This is a genomic window from Xanthomonas sp. WHRI 7065 (assembly GCF_040203115.2).
GTDB lineage: Bacteria > Pseudomonadota > Gammaproteobacteria > Xanthomonadales > Xanthomonadaceae > Xanthomonas > Xanthomonas arboricola.
Window position 1 is genome coordinate 4818817 of record NZ_CP168194.1, and the last position, 18077, is coordinate 4836893.

Below are 18077 nucleotides of genomic sequence, written 5' to 3' on the forward strand. Positions count from 1 at the left end.
ATCTTCGCGTCGTTTCGCTGGCCGTTGTCAGCGTGCGTCGGTCTGGATCAGGCCGGCATGCAACAAGGCCTGCCGCAGTGGTTCCAGCTGCGTGGCGTAGCGCCGCCATTCTTCGACGTTGCGCCCATGCACGCCTTCGCGCACCTGCACGCTGCTCAGCGTGGCCGATGCGGCCGCATTGCGGGTGATATCGATCTGCCCGGGCTCGATCTGCAGCCCACAGTGCGCCATCAACTGCTGCAACACCGTGGATGGATCGCGCACCATCTGCGCATAGTCCACATCGATCACCCGGCCCGGCAATGCCGCACGCCATTGCGCCATCAGGGCGTGATACGCCTGATAATGGCGCGCCAGCGTGTGCAGGTCGTAGCTGTAGGCGTAGGAGTCGCCGAACAGCGCGCGGTAGTTGGAGAAGCACACCGCCATCGGCTCGCGTACCAGATGCACGATCAATGCCCCCGGCAAGGCGCGCGCAATCGCGCCGATCGCCACTGCATTGGCTGGTAACTTGTCGATGTACCAGCGTGCCGATCCGGCCCGCCATTGCGTCTGTTCCAGGTAACGCGCGCCGATCTGCGCGTAGTCCAGCGTCGGCAAGGCCTGCAGCAGGCGCGCATCCAGCAGGCTGCGACCGGCCTGGTCGGCGCCCCAACGCAGTTGATGGCCGAAGTCGTTCAATTCGCCAGCCGACACCACCTGGGAATGATTGCCCAGCATCCGCTCCAGCACCGTGGTGCCCGAGCGCGGCAAACCGAGCACGAAGATCGGTTGCGGGCCGTGCGCGACAGGGGCTTGCTGCGCGGCGAACACGCCCTGGTCGGCCAATGCACCCAGCTGCGCGTACAACGCCGCCTCGGCGTCGGCGTCGTGGCGCAGGCGTGCATGCATCACCGCGTTGCCATGCTGTAGCGCGTCCCAGGCGGCCTCGGTCTGGCCGAGGTCTTCCAGCTCCTTGTACAGCGCGAACGCCAGCCCGGCGCGATCTTCGCTGTCGGGCTTGGCGAGCTGCAACTGCCGACGCAGTTGTTCCACATGGTTGCTGCTGGCGCTCTGCCGGCGCAGGCGCGCACGCGTCAACGCCGCGCGGCCATAGCCGGGCGTGTGCGCCAGCGCATGCTCCAGCGCCTGCGCCGCTTCATCGAGGCGACCATTGAACTGCAATTGCACCGCAAGAAAGAAACGAAAATCCGGTCCATCGAATCCGCAGGCCTGCGCACGCTGCATCATCGTTAGTGCGTCAACATGTTCGCCCAGGGATTGATGCACGTGCGCGAGCAGGGCCAAGGTCGCGCCGTCCTGGCACCGCATCACCGACGGGTGCCGCAGCAAGGCATGCAGTGCGCGATGCTCGCCGACACGCAGCAAGGCCTGCGCCACGCGGCAACGCATTGTCACGTCGTCGCCCAGATCGTTTTCGGCCAGCCGCAGCTGCACAACCGCCTCGCGCATCCTGCCGTTGGCCAGCACGGTGCCGGCCAGCAGCACGCGGGCCGCCACATGCGCCGGCTCCACCTCCAGCAGCGCCTGCAACGCAGACGCCGCCACAGCCAGGTCGCGGCGTGCCAACGCGGCCTGCGCGGTCTGCCAGTGCGCCGCGCCGGCGGACGCGGCCATCAGCTGGACAGATGCTCGATGGCGGCGACGCTGCCGAGGCGGTCGCCGAGCTTCTTCAGCAGGGCCAGACGATTGGCGCGCAGTTGCGCGTCTTCGGCATTGACCATCACGCCATCGAAGAACGCGTCCACCTGTGGGCGCAACCGCGCCAGGCGTGCGAGCACGGCGACGTAGTCGTGCCGGTGCAGCGCATCGCCGGTATCGCCGATGGCCGCTTCCACCGCTTCGGCCAGGGCTTCTTCGGCCGGTTCGCGCAGCAGCGTGGTGTCGATGTCGCCGGGGATCTCGCCCTCGACCTTGCGCAGGATGTTGCGGATGCGCTTGTTGGCTGCGGCCAGGGCCTCGGCTTCGGGCAGCGTGGCGAAGATGCCGATCGCATCGATGCGGCGGTCGAAGTCGTAGAGGGAGCCGTGGGTCGCGCCCAGGTGCGCTCCTACGAGCCCTGTAGGAGCGCCCTCGGGGGCGACCGAGAACAAGGCAGCGACCGCATTGAAGTGCGTGGCAGGGACGCCCTTGTCTGCGTAGTAGCCGCGTAGGCGGTCGAGGATGAAGTCGAAGATTTCAGAAGCGAGCTGTGCGTATTGCGCGGAGTCGATAGCGGAAATCGTTTCTTCGTCTTTCAGCGTCGCTTTTCTCACGAGGCGATCCCACGGCAGCAACTTGACCGCAGTCACCAGCGTCGCCTTCAAATCCAGATCAAACCCACTCTCAATCACCGTCCGCGCCAACCCCAGGGCATTGCGCCGCAGCGCGAACGGGTCCTTGTTGCCGGTCGGCTTCAAACCGGCCGCAAAGCCACCGGCCAAGGTATCCAGCCGTTCTGCAATCGCCAGCACCTTGCCCAGCGGCGACAGTGCGATGTCGTCGCCGGCAAAACGCGGCTGGTAGGCCTCGTCGATCGCCAGCGAAATCTCGCTCGGCTCACCGGCGGCCTTGGCGTAATGGCGCCCGGCAATACCCTGCAGCTCCGGAAATTCGTTGACCATGCGCGACTGCAGGTCGTTCTTGGCCAGCTGCGCGGCGCGACGCGCCTGCGCCGGATCGGCGCCCACCTGCGGCGCGATCGTCTCGGCCAGCGCCGCCACACGCGCCACCTTGTCGGCCACCGTGCCCAGCTTGGCCTGATACGTGACGCTGGCCAGGCCCGCGCCCATCGCCTCCAGGCCCTGCTTGAGGTCTTCGTCGAAGAAGAACTTGGCATCGGCAAACCGCGGACGGATCACCCGCTCGTAGCCCTTGGCGACTTCGGCCACGTCCTTGGAGGCGATATTGGCGATGCCGATGAACTGCTCGGTCAACTTGCCGCCGTCGTCCAGCACCGGGAAGAATTTCTGGTTGATCTCCATGGTTTCGATCAGCGCTTCCTGCGGCACCGCCAGGAAGTCGCGCTCGAAGCTGCACAGCACCGCCGACGGCCATTCGACCAGGTTGACCACCTGCTCCAGGTTGTCGTCGCTGATGCGCGCACTGCCGCCGGCCTGCCTGGCGGCGGCTTCGACCTCTTCGACGATGCGCGCACGGCGTGCGTCCGCATCCACCAGCACATGCGCCGCGCGCAAGGCCTCGATGTAATCGCCCGGTGCCGCCAGCGACACCTCGCCCTGATGCATGAAACGATGCCCGCGGCTGAGGCGATCGCCACGCACGCCCAGCAGCTTGGCCGGAACCACGCTATCGCCGAACAGCAGCACCAGCCACTGCACCGGCCGCGCGAAGGCGTATTCGTGCGCCCCCCAGCGCATCGGCTTGGGGATCGGCATCGCGGCGATCGCCTCGCGCAGGATGTCGGGCAGCAGGTCGGCGGTGCGCGCGCCCGGCGTCACCGCACGGTGCACGAAGCGCTCGCCCTTGGCATCGCTGGTGCGCTCCAGCGCGGTCCAGTCGATCCCGGCCTTGGCGGCGAAACCTGCCAGCGCCTTGGTCGGCTTGCCCTCGGCATCCAGCGCGATGTTGAGATACGGGCCCAGCACTTCGGAGCGCTGCTCGGGCTGCTCGGTGGCCACGCCCGGCAGCAGCACCGCCAGGCGGCGCGGTGTGGACAGCGGCTTGGCATCGCCACGGGTGACCGCGACGCCGCGCTTTTCCAGACCGTGCAGCACGCCATCGAAGAAAGCCTGCGCCAGACCCGGCAGCGCCTTGACCGGCAGCTCTTCGGTGCCCAGTTCGATCAGCAGGGGAAGTTGTTCGCTCATAAGACGTGGACCTTTACGTGTTCCCTTCTCCGGTCGGAAGAAGGTGCCCCGAAGGGCGGATGAGGGTACGGGCGAAGCTCTGTGGAGTTTGGGTGCAGGAGGGCTGCGCCCCGTCCCCTCACCCCAACCCTCTCCCGGGGGGAGAGGGGTCTGCTGGTCACTTCTCCCACTGGGAGAAGGTGCCTCGAAGAGGCGGATGAGGGTGCGGGCGAAGCTCTGTGGAGTTTGGGTGCGGGAAGGCTGCGCCTCCGCCCCTCACCCCAACCCCTCTCACGGGGGAGAGGGGCTTTGGTTACTTCTTTACTCCGGGAAAGCCCAGCTTCTCGCGTTGTGCGTAATACGCCTGCGCCACGCCCTGCGCCAGCGCGCGCACGCGCAGGATGTAGCGCTGGCGTTCGGTGACGCTGATCGCGCGGCGCGCATCCAGCAGGTTGAACGCATGGCTGGCCTTGGTGACCTGCTCGTAGGCCGGCAGCGGCAGACCGACCTCGACCAGGTGCCTGGCTTCGGCTTCGCAGGCGTCGAAGCGATGGAACAGCTCGGCCACGTTGGCATGCTCGAAGTTGTAGGCGCTCTGCTCCACCTCGTTCTGGTGATAGACATCGCCGTAGCTCACCGGCGTGCCGTCCGGGCCGTAGGTCCACACCAGGTCGTAGACGTTGTCGCAGCTCTGCAGGTACATGCACAGCCGCTCCAGCCCGTAGGTGATCTCACCGAGCACCGGCTTGCACTCCAGTCCGCCGGCCTGCTGGAAGTAGGTGAACTGGGTGACTTCCATGCCGTTGAGCCAGACTTCCCAGCCCAGGCCCCAGGCGCCGAGCGTCGGCGATTCCCAGTTGTCCTCGACAAAGCGCAGGTCGTGCACCAGCGGATCAATCCCCAAGGCCTTGAGCGACCCCAGGTACAGGTCCTGGATGTTGTCCGGGTTGGGCTTCATCGCCACCTGGTACTGGTAATAGCGCTGCAGGCGGTTGGGGTTTTCGCCGTAACGGCCGTCTGTGGGGCGGCGCGAGGGCTGCACGTAGGCCGCATTCCACGGCTCCGGTCCCAGCGCGCGCAGGAAGGTGGCCGGATGGAACGTGCCTGCGCCCACTTCCAGGTCCAGCGGCTGGATCAGCACACAGCCTTGCTCGGCCCAGTACTGGTTGAGGGTCTGGATCAGGCCCTGGAAAGTGATTGGAACGCGCCGGGAATCGGACATGCAGCAAAGGCCGTGCGGAAGGGGTGCGCTAGTATACCGGCCGACCCGCAGCGCTTTGCCGCGGAGCACCGCCGCAGGGGAACATCGAACATGGAACAGCGGCGTACGGCCGATCCAGACAGCGCAGCGGCGATCCTGCCGCGCGGCCGGTTGATGTTCGACCCGGTGGCCGCCGCGTTGCTCGCCGATGGCATGGTGGTGCCGCACGAACACGAGCGCGTGCAGTTCTCCGCCGCCGGCGTACGCAATGCCAGCGAGGTGCATCCGCTGGTGCTGCTGGCCAATCTCAAGCTGCATGCCGCGCAGCCGCCGGCCGGCGAACTCGGGCTGGAACGGCTGACCGAATGGCTGGCCACCCGCACCGGCCTGCGCTATCTGCGCATCGATCCCACCCGCATCGATGTGGCCGCGGTCACCGGTGTGGTCTCGCATGCGTATGCGCGCCGCCACCGCATCCTGCCGCTGGCGCTGGATGCCGAGCGCGTACTGATCGCCACCAGCGAGCCACTGGCGCTGGAATGGCTGGCCGACGTGCAGCATCTGAGCCGGCGTCGCATCGAGCTGGCATTGATCAACCCGCTGGACCTGCATCGCTACACGATGGAGTTCTTCGGCGTGACCCAGTCGGTGCGCGGCGCGCGCGGCGATGTGCGCAGCGCCGAACCGGGTGCCGGCCTGCCCAGTTTCGAGCAGCTGGTGGAACTGGGCCGCACCGGCGACGTCAACGCCGACGACCACCACATCGTGCATATCGTCGACTGGCTGCTGCAGTACGCCTACGAACAGCGGGCCAGCGACATCCATCTGGAGCCGCGTCGCGAGGCCGGGCGCATGCGCTTCCGCATCGACGGGGTGCTGCACAAGGTGCTGGAAGTGCCGCCGTCGGTGATGACCGCGGTGGTCAGCCGCATCAAGGTGCTCGGCCGCATGGACCTGGCCGAACGTCGCCGCCCGCAGGACGGCCGCATCAAGACCCGGTCGCCGGGCGGGCGCGAGGTGGAAATGCGCCTGTCCACGATGCCTACCGCGTTCGGCGAGAAATGCGTGATGCGCATCTTCGACCCGGATTCGGCGTTCAAGAGCATCGAGCAACTCGGCTTCAGCCCGGAAGAGGCCGCCGGCTGGAGCGCGCTGGTCGAGCGCCCGCACGGCATCGTGCTGGTCACCGGCCCGACCGGCTCGGGCAAGACCACCACGCTGTATTCCACGCTCAAGCGCCTGGCCACGCCGGACGTGAACGTGTGCAGCGTCGAGGACCCGATCGAAATGATCGCGCCCGAGTTCAACCAGATGCAGGTACAGCAGAACATCGACCTGGATTTCGCCAGCGGCGTGCGCACGCTGCTGCGCCAGGACCCGGACATCATCATGATCGGTGAGATCCGCGACCTGGAGACCGCGCAGATGGCGGTGCAGGCTTCGCTGACCGGGCATCTGGTGCTGTCCACGCTGCACACCAACGACGCCGCCTCGGCGATCACCCGCCTGCTGGATCTGGGCGTGCCGCATTACCTGGTGGCGTCCACGCTCAACGGGGTGCTGGCGCAGCGGCTGGTGCGCACCCTGTGCGTGCACTGCAAGCGCCCGCATACGCTCAGCGACGATGAGTGGGCGGCGATCCGCGAGCCGGGCGAAGCGCTGCCGGAGGTGCTGAACGTGCACGCGCCGGTCGGCTGCCTGGAATGCCGCCGCACCGGTTACTTGGGCCGTGTCGGCCTGTACGAGTTGCTGCCGGTGAGCCCGCGCCTGCGCAGCCTGATTCGCGCCGACACCGACCTGGCCAGCTTCAGCCACGCCGCGCGTGGCGAGGGCCTGCGCACGCTGCGGCGCACCGGCCTGGAGAAGGTCGCCGCCGGGCTGACCACGGTGGAAGAGGTGTTGTCGGTGTTGCCGCCGCGGGACTAGGCGGATCGCCTGGGAGGTGCACGGTTATCGCCCAGGCGACTCTCACCCCAACTCCGCGCCCCGGCCCGCGTTTGCGACGCGGGCGCTTCAAGGTACGCGCGCCAGTGGCGCGCAAGCCATGCCCTCTCGCCCCGGCGGGAGAAAGGCTCGCTCCGTTCTCTCATCGTTTGCTCCCTTCTTCCACCGGGAGAAGGTGCCCGAAGGGCGGATGAGGGTACGTCGGCACGCAGCCGCCATCGGCAGGGACTCGGCCTCACCATAGACCAGGTAAACGGCACGGCCGAGTACAACCAGATCAGCGGCGCACGATCACCGCGGCAACCGAGTCGGGAACCGACGTGGCACAAACCATCTCAGCCATCACTGCTCTTACATCCACACAGCGCAAGTAGCCAGCTCCCCGCCCCCCAGCCATCAGCACATAGCCATCCGGAATAACCTTAGCTGCATGCGTTGGCACGCCACTTGAAAAAAACCGCCTGGAGCTGCCTACAATCGGGCACATCAGTCGCTGCTGGATTTCCGTCCGCATGTCCGCCTTGCCGTTCCTGATCATCGAAACCGGGCATCCCGTGCCGGAGATGAAGCGATACGGCCGTTTTCGGCACTGGATCCGCGTCGCGGCCGGGCTGGCCGAGCATGAGACCGTCGCCGTCGATGTCGCCAACGGCGGCCGCCTGCCCGACCGCGACGGCTTTGCCGGCACCATCGTCAGCGGCTCGGCCGCCTACGTCACCGACCGCGCCGACTGGAGCGAACGCAGTGCCGCCTGGCTGCGCGATGCCGCCCACCAGGGCATGCCGCTGCTGGGCATCTGCTACGGGCACCAGCTGCTGGCGCACGCGCTGGGCGGCGAAGTCGATTACAACCCGGCCGGGCGCGAGTCCGGCACCATCGCGCTGGAATTGCACCCACCGGCCGAGCAGGACCCGTTGTTTGCCGGCCTGCCGGCGCACTTCCCGGCGCACGCCACGCACATGCAAACCGTGGTGCGCGCCCCGGACGGGGCCATCGTGCTGGCGCATTCGCGGCAGGACCGTTGCCATGCCTTCCGCTGGGGGCAGGCCACCTGGGGCGTGCAGTTCCACCCCGAGTTCGCCACCCACCACATGCGCGGCTATGTGCAGGCGCGCGCCGAGTGCATTGCCCGCCACGGGCACTGCGCCCGCACGGTCGCCCGCGAGGTCACCGCCGCGCCGATCGCCCGCAAGCTGCTGCGCCGGTTCGTGCATCACGCACGCGGCCTGCAAACAGTGACCACTCATCCCGCCGCACACACGCAAAAGCAGCGATAATCGCGCCACGCCGGATGGTCCGGTGCGTATCGATCCGGAATGGGAATGAGCGAAATCCGCAAGGTGCCGGCGTCTGCCGGCGCAGAATGGCTGTTGACCGGTTTCTCGCTGTTGAAGCGGGCGCCGCTGGCGCTTGGCTCGCTGGGGGTGATCTGGAGCGTGGCGGCCACCCTGGTGGTGTCGCTGTCGGTGCTGGTGCCGCTGCTGGGCCCGGCCCTGCAGTTCCTGCTGGTGCTGGCCGGCCCGCTGTTCATGGGCGGCCTGCTGTGGGCGATCCGCGAGGTCGACGAAGGCCGCATCGCCAAGCCGTCGCATCTGCTGCACGGCCTGCAGGACGGCCGCGCGCCGCATCTGCTGGTGTCGCTGCTGCCGCAGCTGATCGCCGGCCTGCTGCTGGGCGTGCTGCTGCTGGTGATGATCGGCGCCAGCGGGCTGCAGCAGTTGTCCGAGGTGATGATCAAGATCAACCAGATCAGCCAGTCCGGCGCGCAGCCGGACCCGGTGCAGATCGAGCAACTGGCCGCCAGCCTGCCGGCCGGCCGCATCCTGCTGTGGCTGCTGCTGACCATCGCCACGTTCGCGGCGATGACGCTGGCGCTGTTCGTGATGCCGCCGCAGGTGATGTTCGACCGCAGCACCGGCGGCCATGCGCTGCGCGAGAGTCTGCGCGCCAGCCTGCACAACCTGCCGGCAATGCTGGTGTTCTTCGTGCTGGCCTTCATCGCCATCTTCGCCATCTATTTTGCGGTGATGATCGTGGCGCTGATCGTCGGCCTGGTGGCCGGCCAGACCGTGGCGATGTGGCTGGCCCAGCTGCTGCTGATGGCGGTGCTGATGCCGGTATTCGCCGGCTCGGTGTACGCCGCCTGGAAGCAGATGTTCACCCACGCAGGCGCAACCGCGCAGCCCACGGCACCGTCGCGCCCGGATGTGTTTGCCGCTTGATCGCCTTGATCCGGGATACACCCTGATCCGTAGGAGCGCACCTGGGCGCGACGAAGCTTTCCTCAGGAGAGCCCCGGTCGCGCCCGGGTGCGCTCCTACGTGGGTGATTGCATTCGGGTGATGCCAGGTTGCGCAGCTGCATGTCGGCGCGCCTCACCGCGGCGAAAGCGCTAAGCGGGCTTCGGCCCCACCGCGCGCGAGGCGATGATGCCCAGCTCGTAGAGCAGGCACATCGGGATGGCCAGCATCAGCTGCGAGACCACGTCCGGCGGGGTGAGCACCGCGGCCAGGATAAAGATGCCGACGATGGCATAGCCGCGGCCTTCGCTCAGCTGCTTGGGGCTGACCCAGCCCAGCAGCACCAGGATCACCAACGCCACCGGCAGCTCAAAGCTCGCACCGAAGGCGAAGAAGATCGCCAGCACGAAATCCAGGTAGGAATTGGCATCCGGAGTAATGGCGATCACGTCCGGCTTGAACGTGGTCAAGAAGTGGAACACCGCCGGCAACACCAGGAAGTACGCAAACGCGCAGCCGATGTAGAACAGCGCCACCGCCGAGGCCAGCAGCGGGAATGCGAGTTTCTTTTCGCGCTGGTACAGGCCCGGCGCCACGAAGGCCCAGGCCTGGTACAGCAGCCACGGCACGCTGAAGAACACCGCCACGAAGAAGGTCAGCTTGAGCGGTGCGAAGAACGCGCCGGCCGGGTTCATCGCGATCATCGTCTGCCCCAGCGGCAGCTGCGAAATCAGCGGTGCGGCCAGCCACGAATAGATCGCGCGCGAGAACGGCAGCAACGCCAGCAGCACCACGCCCAGGCCGATCAGGGCGCGCACCAGGCGCGCGCGCAATTCGACCAGATGCTCGATCAGACTGCTTTCGGCCTGTGCGTCGTCGAACAGGCTCACGGCTGTTTCTCCTGGATCTTGCTTGGCTCAGTCGGCTCAGTCGGCGCCTTCCGCGTGCTCGGCTCCATCGGCGGGTTGGTGGCCGGCGTCTGCGCCTGCGCGCTGGTGCTGCTGAGATGCGCGGCATGCGGGGCCGGCACCACGGTGTCGTGCGGGGCCGGTACCAAGGTTTGATGGGGCGCTGGCGCAATCGGCTGGGCCTGGGCAATGACCGGTGCGGCCTCCTGGTCGGCCGCATCCGCAGCGCCCGCTGCCGACGTGGCAGTCGCCCCGGCCGACAGATCCGCGTGCGCCAGCTCCAGCGGTGTCGCCACGGGTGTGGCCGGGCTGCGGATATCGATATCGCGCCCCACCTGGTCGTGCAGCGCGCGGGCGCCCTGCTCCAGATGCTGCTGCTTGTTGCGCAGCTGGTCTTCGGCTTCGCGCAGCGAGGCCTGCACATCCTGCAGGCTGCGCTTGAGCTCTTCGGCTTCCAGCTCGCGCTCCAGTTCCTGCTTGACCGAATCCCACTGCATGCGCGCGCGGCGCACCCACAGTCCGGCAAACCGGGCCGCCTTGGGCAGGCGCTCGGGACCGAGCACCACCAGAGCGACGATCGCAATCAGCGTCAGTTCGCCAACACCTATGTCAAACACCGACGCCGCTCCGGATCAACGCGCGTCGCGATCGCGCTCGGCCTGCGCTTCACGTGCCTGCTCGGCCGTGCGGGTGTCGTCACCGAGCTTGCCGGCCGGCTTGTCGTCGTCGTGCATGCCTTTCTTGAATTCCTTGACCGCGCTGCCGAGATCCTTGGCACCGCTGGTGAGCCGCTTGGTACCGAACACCAGCAACACGATCACCAGCACGATCAGCCAGTGCCAAATGCTGAAACCGCCCATGATCTGCTCGCTTGCTGAAGAAGAAGGAAGACGCAGGATACCCCAGCGCACCGCGCAGGGGGATGACAGCCTGTCAGCGGTTGCCGTCCAGCGATTCGGTACGGATTTCGCCATCGGACACCGGCTGGAAGCCCTGCTGCGGCGGTGGCGTCGTGCTGGGCTGCATCGGCACGGTGCTGGCCTCGTTCACCGCTGGCGGCGGCGTGGTGGTCGCCTGTGCCGGCGGCGGCGTTGCCGGACGCGGCGCGCTGGCCCCGTCGTCGGCGCTGCCATCGGTACCGCGATTGGCGCGTGCGGTGTAGGTCGCCTCTTCCAGGCGGTCGCGGAAGGCGATCACGTCGGTGGAGGCACGCTCGTTGGTGCGGCCTTCGAAGATCATGCGCGGGGTGGCGCCGCCACCGTAGGCGTTGAGGTCGGCGGCATCGTCGATCTGCAGCACCGCACCGTCCAGCGCCACGCCGGCGAACAGGCCACGGGCGCGCGACCACGACCAGATTTCGGCCTTGAGCTGGCCGTCGGTGGCGGCGGCGGCATTGCGGCCGACCGGGCCGGCGGCCACGCCGGCATCGGCACCGAGGGTGAACTTGCCGTTGACGATGTTGTCCAGGCTGCGGTCGTTGCGGAACACCAGCACCACGTCGGAGGACTGCACGCCGGCCTGGAAGCCGATGCTGCCGCCGGTGAGCTTGACGAACACCGGCTGCGACCAGCTGCCGTCGGCATTTTTCATCGACATCAGGCCGTGCCCGCGCCGGCCGCCGATCACCAAGCCAGCCTTGAGCGTGTCGGGGATGACCACGATGGCGCGCGCCTCGTCGAGTAGCTTGTCCGGGATCGCCTGCTCGGGGATCTTCATGATCTCGTTGAGCACGCGCACCGCGTTACGCGCGCGCTGGTCCTCTTCCGGGCCGGCGACGGCATGGCCGGCGGCGAAGGTCAGCGACAACAACAGGGCCAGGCGCGACAGACGAGGCATGACAAGCTCCAAAGGACAATCCGTCAAAGATAGCAATGGCGCGACGTTAGTGGTGGCGCAATGAATCGGTGGTGAGCGCAATCGGGGGCAGAGGCAGTTAATGGCGGCGATCGATGCGCTGTCCTCGGCAGCACTGCCGCGCTCTGCCAGAATGGTGCGCATGAACACCACCTCCGATACCGCCCTGCTGGTCGTCAATCTCGGCACCCCCGAGTCGCCCACCGCCCCGGCCGTGCGCCGCTACCTGGCCGAGTTCCTCAGCGACCGCCGCGTGGTCGCGATCCCGCCGCTGTTCTGGAAGCCGCTGCTGTACGGGGTGATCCTGCCGATCCGCGGGCCCAAGTCGGCCGAGAAATACGCCAAGGTCTGGCTGCCCGACGGCTCGCCGCTGGCCGTGTACACGCGCCGCCTGGCCGAGGGCCTGAAAGAGGTCATGCCGGACTGGCACGTGGAGTGGGCCATGCGCTATGGCGCGCCGGCACTGCGCAAGACGCTGGATGGTCTGCGCGCGCGCGGCATCAGCCGCATCGTGGTGCTGCCGCTGTATCCGCAGTATTCCACCACCACCACCGCCTCGATCCAGGACGTGATCGATGCCTGGCGCCCAAGCGCGCCGGAGATCGCGGTGGAAGTGATCCAGGACTATTGCGAAGACGCCGGCTGGGTCGCGGCGATCGCCGATTCGATCCGTGCGCACTGGCAGGCGCACGGGCGCAGCGAGAAGCTGATGTTCTCCTTCCACGGCCTGCCGCAGCGCGTGGCCAATGCCGGCGACCCGTATCCGCAGCAATGCGAGCGCAGCGCGCAGGCCATCGTCACCGCGCTCGGCCTGGGCGCGGACGAATGGCAGATGGGCTACCAGTCGCGCTTCGGTTCGGAACGCTGGCTGCAGCCGTACGCCGAGCCGACCTTGTGGAAACTGGCTGAAGGCGGCGTGCGCAGCTTCGACCTGGTCTGCCCGGGTTTTGCCACCGACTGCCTGGAAACCCTGGAAGAAGTGGCGCTGGGCTTTGCCGAAACGCTGGCCGAACGCGGCGCCACGCTCAGCTATATCCCCTGCCTCAACGCCAGCCCGGCACACGCGCAGGCACTGGCCGCAGTGGCGCGACGCGCGTGAGGTTGGAGCCGTTTGCGTGCGACCTGGCGATCGGCCGGGTCACCGGGCTGCGCAATACCGAACGTGGCCCACGCCGGGTGCTGGCGCTGCATGGCTGGCTCGACAATGCCGCCAGCTTCCTACCGCTGAGCGCGCATCTGCACGCGCAGGACCTGGATCTGGTGTTGCTGGATCTGCCCGGCCACGGCCACAGCGCGTGGTTGCCCATCGGCGCCGAATACACGCTCAGCAGCGCGATCGCGATCCTGCTGCAGGTGGCCGATGATCTGGGCTGGGAGCGCTTCAGCGTGCTCGGCCACTCGCTGGGCGGCGGCGTCGCCAGCCTGCTGGCCGCTGCGGCGCCGGAACGCGTCGAGGCACTGATCGCGATCGAGGCCTTGGGCGCGCTGGCCGAGCCGGTCGAGAGCACCGCCACCCGCCTGCGCGATGCGGTGGCGTCGGCACGCACGCTGGCGCAGCGGCCGTTGCGGGTGTTTCCGTCGATGGAGATGCCGGTGCGCGCACGCATGATGGCCAACCAGCTCACCGAACCGGCCGCGCGGCTGCTGGTGGAGCGCGGGGTCTGCGCGGTCGAAGGCGGCTACAGCTGGTGCAGCGACCCGCGCCTGACCTTGCCCACCGCGATCCGCATGACCGAAGCGCAGATCGACGTGCTGCTGGCCTCCATCGCCTGCCCGACCCAGGCCATCTTCGCCACGCCGGCGCAGGTGTATTTCCCCGATGCCCTGCGCGATCACCGCGTGGCGTTGATGCGCGATGCACGCCTGCAGTTGTTGCCAGGCACCCACCATGTGCACATGGAAACACCGGACGCGGTAGCGGCGGTGATCAACGGATTCCTGGCGTCGTTGCCGCCGCCACACGCGTGATGCGTGCGCGCGTCCTGCGCGATGCCACGGCGCTGACGTTCGTGCTTATTGCCTTGCATGCGACAGCAGATCTCAGTGCCGGCAGGCATCGTCAGCGGCGCACGGCATCCTGGCACCGTTGAGCTAGCGCAATGGGCCATCCAGACCCGCTTGTCGCCGCGATCGAATCCTTCGAGCAGTGGAGTTTGCCAGGGACGTTCCTGGAGACGGTGCACGCGTCGCCGCAACTGGATCCGGACGATCGCCGGCGCCTGGATGAGGTCTGGTCGGTGGCCTGCGACGCCGACCATTGGGGATCGGCACGCGAGCTGCAGGCCGGCATCGCGGCCATCGAGTGTGCCCTGACCAGGCGCTTTGCGTGGCTGTCGCCGCTGGCCTGCCGGCACCTTGCGCGCGCCGCGTCTTACCAATGGCGCTAGCGCAGCCGCGTGGCGCTATGTCGCTTCGCTAGCCGCGCCATCGCGCAGCAGCTCTCCGAAAACCCGAAGCGCATTGGCGCCCCGACTTCGCGCCTTGATCGTTGCAGGAGCGCCGCCACAGCGGCGGCAACTGCATCGCGACGACCGGCCTCACTCCACCTGCAACAACCGCCGCAACTGCGCCTTGAGCTGGCGGCCGTGCTCGTGGAAATAGCTGCGCTCGTCGCGCCAGGCGGGAAAGCGTTGTTCCACCTCGGCCCAGAACGCCGGCGAGTGGTTGGCCTGCAGCAGGTGGCAGAGCTCGTGCACCAGCACGTATTCGAACGCCGACGGGCGGCCGAGCACCAGCGCCAGATCCAGCGCCATCGAACCATCCGGTGCCAGCGAGCCCCACTGCGAGGACATCACCTTCAGCCGCACCCGCGCCGGCGCGCGCGGCAGGCCGGGCAGATAGCACGGCAACCAGCGGCCGACATCGGCGCGCGCCTGCGCTTCGTAGAATTCCTTCAGCGTGCGGCGCAGGCCTGCATCGCCCAGGCGGGTCGGTACATGGAACTGCGCGCCGTCATCGGTGACCTCGATGCGTGCGTAGCGCCCGTCGTGCCAGCTCAGCGGCAACAAGGCGCCGCGTAACGGCAGCAGCCCCGGCACGCCACGCTCCAGCGCCGGAAACGCATCGACCTGCTGATAACGCGACAACTGCGTGCTCAGCCAGTCCAGATGCGCCTGCAGAAAGCGTTCGCCGGCCACCAGGCTTGCGCGCAGTGGCAAGGTCAGCCGCGCGCCGCGTTCGTCCACACTGAGCTTGATGCGCCGCGCACGCGGGTCGCGCACGCGCAGCACCGCGATCTCGCGCCCGTCCAGCTGCAGGCGCAGGCAATCGCGTTCGACAACCTGCGGGGCGGGCGCAATAAGGCGGCGGACGGGCTTGAACATCGGCACAGGATAGCGCTGCGATGTGTCAGGTGGTGAGACGGAGCGATTGATGCATTCGATGTTGGCGCGACTTATTTGAGCGACTGGCAAACGACGCTGCCCAACGCCAGGTGGGCGCAGCCGACGTCGCTTGATCTGCGGCCTGGTTGCAGGGCCCTTGCCCGCCCAGCACGGCCAAGTCTCTGTGCTTTGAGCGTCGTACTGGATAGCGCGGGAACAGTTGCAGAGCGGCTGATCGGCGACTTGGCTGCAGGGCCCTTGCCCGCCCACCATCGCAGGACACGCCGCAAGTACGTCCCTGTAGGCTCTTACGCGGCATCCATGCCGCGTAAGGTCCCGCGACGGTGGGCGGGCAAGGGCAAACTGAGATAGTCGGTGTGCATGTTTGCAAGCAGGGCATGACCTGCGCTGGTCGGATCACTGTGCGTCGACCAGCTTCTCACTCCTCTCCTTCGCATGCCGAGCGGTGGACAGGCTTTCAGCACGTAATCCGCAAACTTTCATTGCCTGGCGCAGCGCAAGCCAGGAAAGACGCTTTCAAGAAATCAAGCGGCCAACTTTCTGGTGCGGTGTACTCGCGGGTTGCGGAACCCATGGCGGCATGGATGCCGCCAAGGAGACTCCACGAACGGATGCACGGCGTGTCCCGCGAGCGGTGAGGGCACCGCGCACTCGACTCACCGGGCGTTTGACTCGAGCATCGATCGCGACGACACGACGCAACGTTCAACCGTTGCGCTTACTCGGCCTTGCTCAGCTTCAACGCGGTCTCCAGCAGCAGGAACAGGCGCCGGATTTCGGCGCTCATCAGCGCGAAGCGGGCGTCGAGTTCGGCGCGTGCGCCGTCGTCTTCGCTGTGTTCGAGCTGGTCCAGTGCGCCATCGAGGAACTTGAGCTTGCGGATCACCAGATCGTCGCCGAGCACGAACGACAGATTGTCGTCCAGCACCAGCGCCAGCTTGGTGACCTGCTTGCCGGCTTCCAGGTGCTTGTCGATCTCGTCGCCGCGCAGTTCCTGGTGCTGGCACTTGACCACTGCGCCGCCTTCGATCGGGTCCTTCATCTCGCACTCTTCGCCCAGGCTCAGGCCTTCGGGCAAGGGTTCGCCGGCGATCCAGCCGGTGAGGATGGCGCGCGGTGCGACTTCGGCATTCAACGGCAATGCCGGGAAGCTGCCGAGCGCGCCGCGGATCTCGCTCATCACGTTCTCGCCGCTCTTGCGGCTGGAGCTGTTGACCGCAATGTAGCCGTGCTGCAGGTCCAGGATGGCATCGGTGCGCGAGCTCTTGACGAAGGCGCGCGGCAGCAGCTCATGGATCAGATCGTCCTTCAGGCGCTTGCGCGCCTTGCCGCCGGGGCGACGACCTTCCTTCTCTTCGATCTCGGCGACCTTGCGCTCGAGCAGGTCGTTGACCACTGCGCCGGGCAGGATCTTGTCCTCGCCACCGACGGTGAGCCAGAGGAAATCTTCCAGACGGTGCGAGAGCACTTCCTGCTCGTCGCGGCCGAACGGGGAGATGAAACCGCGCGAGGTCATTTCCAGCGGGCCGACCGGCTTGAGCTGCACTTGCGGCAGCAGCGTGTCGATCTCGGAGAAATCCAGCGTGGTCGGGAAACGGAACAGGGTGAGATTACGAAAGAACATGCGTCGGACCGAAGAGGAGGAAGAAACGGGGAGGGTGGAAAGACTGCCGGCGCCGCGATGGCCGCGTCAGTCGCTGTCGTGTGCGCTGTCGCCGGCGGCGAGCCAGGCGCTGGAATCGGGATCAGGATCGGGCGGTGCTGCATCGCCATTGCGGCCCAGCGCCAGGAAATCGAACAGGGTGCGGTCGGCCAGTTGCTCGGGCCGCACATCGCCCAGCGCGCGGGCGATCTGCTCGACCCGCCCGGGCTGCTCGCGGTCCCACTGCTGCAGCATCCGCCCGACCTGTTGGCGCTGCAGGTTTTGTTGGCTGCCGCACAGGTTGCACGGAATGATCGGGAACTGGCGCGCCTGCGCGTAGGCGGCGATATCGGCTTCGCGCACGTAGGCCAGCGGGCGGATCACCACATGCGCGCCGTCGTCGCTGCGCAGCTTGGGCGCCATCGCCGCAAGCCGGGCGTGGTGGAACAGATTCATGAAGAACGTGGCCACGATGTCGTCGCGATGGTGGCCGAGCGCGATCTTGGTCACGCCATGCGCCTGCGCATAGGCATACAGCGCGCCGCGCCGCAGCCGCGAGCACAACGAACACATGGTCTTGCCGGCCGGAATCACCCGGCTGACCACCGAATAGGTGTCCTGCTCGACGATGTCGAACGGTACGTCCAGCCCGCGCAGGTAAGTGGGCAGCACCTGCGCGGGGAAGTCGGGCTGCTTCTGGTCCAGATTGATCGCCACCAGGGTGAACGGCACCGGTGCCTTGCGCTGCAACTGCAGCAGCATGTCCAGCAAGGTGTAGCTGTCCTTGCCGCCGGACAGGCAGACCATGATCTTGTCGCCGGGAGCGATCATGCCGAAGTCGGCAATCGCCTGGCCTACCTGGCGCTGCAGGCGTTTGCCCAGGCGCAGCTGCTCACGCTGCAGCCGCTGGCGCGGGTCGCGCGGCGCGGGGTCGGCCAGGGGTTGCGGCAGCGGCAGGACAGCGGTCATAAGCCGGCCATTGTAGCTGCCCGGCGCGCGGCGGGCCGGCGCGGCGCGTGCGCGGCTGAACGGGCGGTCAGCCGCTTGCGGGCGGGGTGCTCGGCGCTGGTTTGGCGGTGCCGGGGCGCTAGCGAGCCGATCACCGCTAGAGGTGTGCCGCAGGTGCTCGGGGCAGCGCACATCTCGCAGCGCAGCA

The 18077-nt window shown here is 67.5% G+C and carries 16 protein-coding genes; 6 read left to right on the forward strand and 10 right to left on the reverse strand.

What is annotated here, in order from left to right; all coding sequences use genetic code 11:
* Nucleotides 1-27 precede the first annotated feature (27 nt).
* The 3 genes from ABQY64_RS20070 to glyQ form a co-directional block, all read right to left on the reverse strand.
* Entirely contained in the window at nt 28-1617 is a 1590-nt protein-coding gene (locus ABQY64_RS20070; RefSeq protein WP_349780261.1) for a sulfotransferase, read from the reverse strand.
* Nucleotides 1617-3809, reverse strand: coding sequence for a glycine--tRNA ligase subunit beta (gene glyS / locus ABQY64_RS20075; RefSeq protein WP_349780260.1), 2193 nt, complete (start codon nt 3807-3809; stop codon nt 1617-1619). Before glyS ends, ABQY64_RS20070 begins: the two co-directional genes overlap by 1 nt.
* Nucleotides 3810-4101: 292 nt before the next feature.
* Nucleotides 4102-5010, reverse strand: coding sequence for a glycine--tRNA ligase subunit alpha (gene glyQ, locus ABQY64_RS20080; protein ID WP_039513568.1), 909 nt, complete (start codon nt 5008-5010; stop codon nt 4102-4104).
* 90 nt (nt 5011-5100) lie between these two features.
* Here glyQ and ABQY64_RS20085 point away from each other — a divergent pair, with 90 nt between their 5' ends.
* From ABQY64_RS20085 to ABQY64_RS20095, 3 genes are all read left to right on the forward strand, one after another.
* Complete coding sequence (locus tag ABQY64_RS20085) at nt 5101-6915, forward strand: GspE/PulE family protein (protein ID WP_166769519.1); 1815 nt, start codon at nt 5101-5103, stop codon at nt 6913-6915.
* A gap of 530 nt (nt 6916-7445) precedes the next feature.
* Nucleotides 7446-8210 (forward strand): glutamine amidotransferase, encoded by a 765-nt coding sequence (locus ABQY64_RS20090; RefSeq protein WP_016904252.1) that lies wholly within the window; start codon nt 7446-7448, stop codon nt 8208-8210.
* Between the two features lie 45 nt (nt 8211-8255).
* The gene (locus ABQY64_RS20095; RefSeq protein ID WP_016904253.1) at nt 8256-9155 is read left to right on the forward strand and encodes a BPSS1780 family membrane protein; all 900 of its coding nucleotides are present in this window, start codon (nt 8256-8258) and stop codon (nt 9153-9155) included.
* Nucleotides 9156-9325: 170 nt separating this feature from the next.
* On the opposite strand, the gene tatC is transcribed toward ABQY64_RS20095, so the two are convergent.
* The 4 genes from tatC to ABQY64_RS20115 form a co-directional block, all read right to left on the reverse strand.
* Nucleotides 9326-10063: a twin-arginine translocase subunit TatC gene (gene tatC / locus ABQY64_RS20100; protein ID WP_039513578.1), complete on the reverse strand. Its 738-nt coding sequence runs from the start codon at nt 10061-10063 to the stop codon at nt 9326-9328.
* Entirely contained in the window at nt 10060-10698 is a 639-nt protein-coding gene (gene tatB / locus ABQY64_RS20105) for a Sec-independent protein translocase protein TatB (RefSeq protein ID WP_349780259.1), read from the reverse strand. Before tatB ends, tatC begins: the two co-directional genes overlap by 4 nt.
* Nucleotides 10699-10713: 15 nt before the next feature.
* The gene (gene tatA / locus ABQY64_RS20110) at nt 10714-10941 is read right to left on the reverse strand and encodes a Sec-independent protein translocase subunit TatA (RefSeq protein WP_016904256.1); all 228 of its coding nucleotides are present in this window, start codon (nt 10939-10941) and stop codon (nt 10714-10716) included.
* Nucleotides 10942-11014: 73 nt separating this feature from the next.
* Nucleotides 11015-11917 carry a YSC84-related protein gene (locus ABQY64_RS20115; RefSeq protein WP_016904257.1) on the reverse strand — a complete coding sequence of 301 codons (903 nt, stop codon included), beginning with the start codon at nt 11915-11917 and terminating at the stop codon, nt 11015-11017.
* A 151-nt stretch (nt 11918-12068) separates the two neighbouring features.
* Between ABQY64_RS20115 and hemH the strand changes: the two genes are divergently transcribed.
* From hemH to ABQY64_RS20130, 3 genes are all read left to right on the forward strand, one after another.
* A complete protein-coding gene (gene hemH, locus ABQY64_RS20120) occupies nt 12069-13034 on the forward strand; it encodes a ferrochelatase (protein WP_104571225.1) in 966 nt (321 codons plus the stop codon).
* Between the two features lie 2 nt (nt 13035-13036).
* Nucleotides 13037-13903, forward strand: coding sequence for an alpha/beta hydrolase (locus tag ABQY64_RS20125; RefSeq protein WP_349780317.1), 867 nt, complete (start codon nt 13037-13039; stop codon nt 13901-13903).
* Nucleotides 13904-14034: 131 nt separating this feature from the next.
* Complete coding sequence (locus ABQY64_RS20130) at nt 14035-14322, forward strand: hypothetical protein (RefSeq protein WP_126962122.1); 288 nt, start codon at nt 14035-14037, stop codon at nt 14320-14322.
* Nucleotides 14323-14472: 150 nt separating this feature from the next.
* On the opposite strand, the gene ABQY64_RS20135 is transcribed toward ABQY64_RS20130, so the two are convergent.
* The 3 genes from ABQY64_RS20135 to ttcA all read right to left on the reverse strand — a co-directional run bounded on the left by ABQY64_RS20135 (nt 14473) and on the right by ttcA (nt 17890).
* Nucleotides 14473-15258, reverse strand: coding sequence for a SprT family zinc-dependent metalloprotease (locus ABQY64_RS20135; protein ID WP_349780258.1), 786 nt, complete (start codon nt 15256-15258; stop codon nt 14473-14475).
* A gap of 739 nt (nt 15259-15997) precedes the next feature.
* Nucleotides 15998-16903: a recombination-associated protein RdgC gene (locus ABQY64_RS20140; protein ID WP_349780257.1), complete on the reverse strand. Its 906-nt coding sequence runs from the start codon at nt 16901-16903 to the stop codon at nt 15998-16000.
* Nucleotides 16904-16969: 66 nt separating this feature from the next.
* A complete protein-coding gene (gene ttcA / locus ABQY64_RS20145) occupies nt 16970-17890 on the reverse strand; it encodes a tRNA 2-thiocytidine(32) synthetase TtcA (RefSeq protein WP_349780256.1) in 921 nt (306 codons plus the stop codon).
* Nucleotides 17891-18077: the final 187 nt, after the last annotated feature.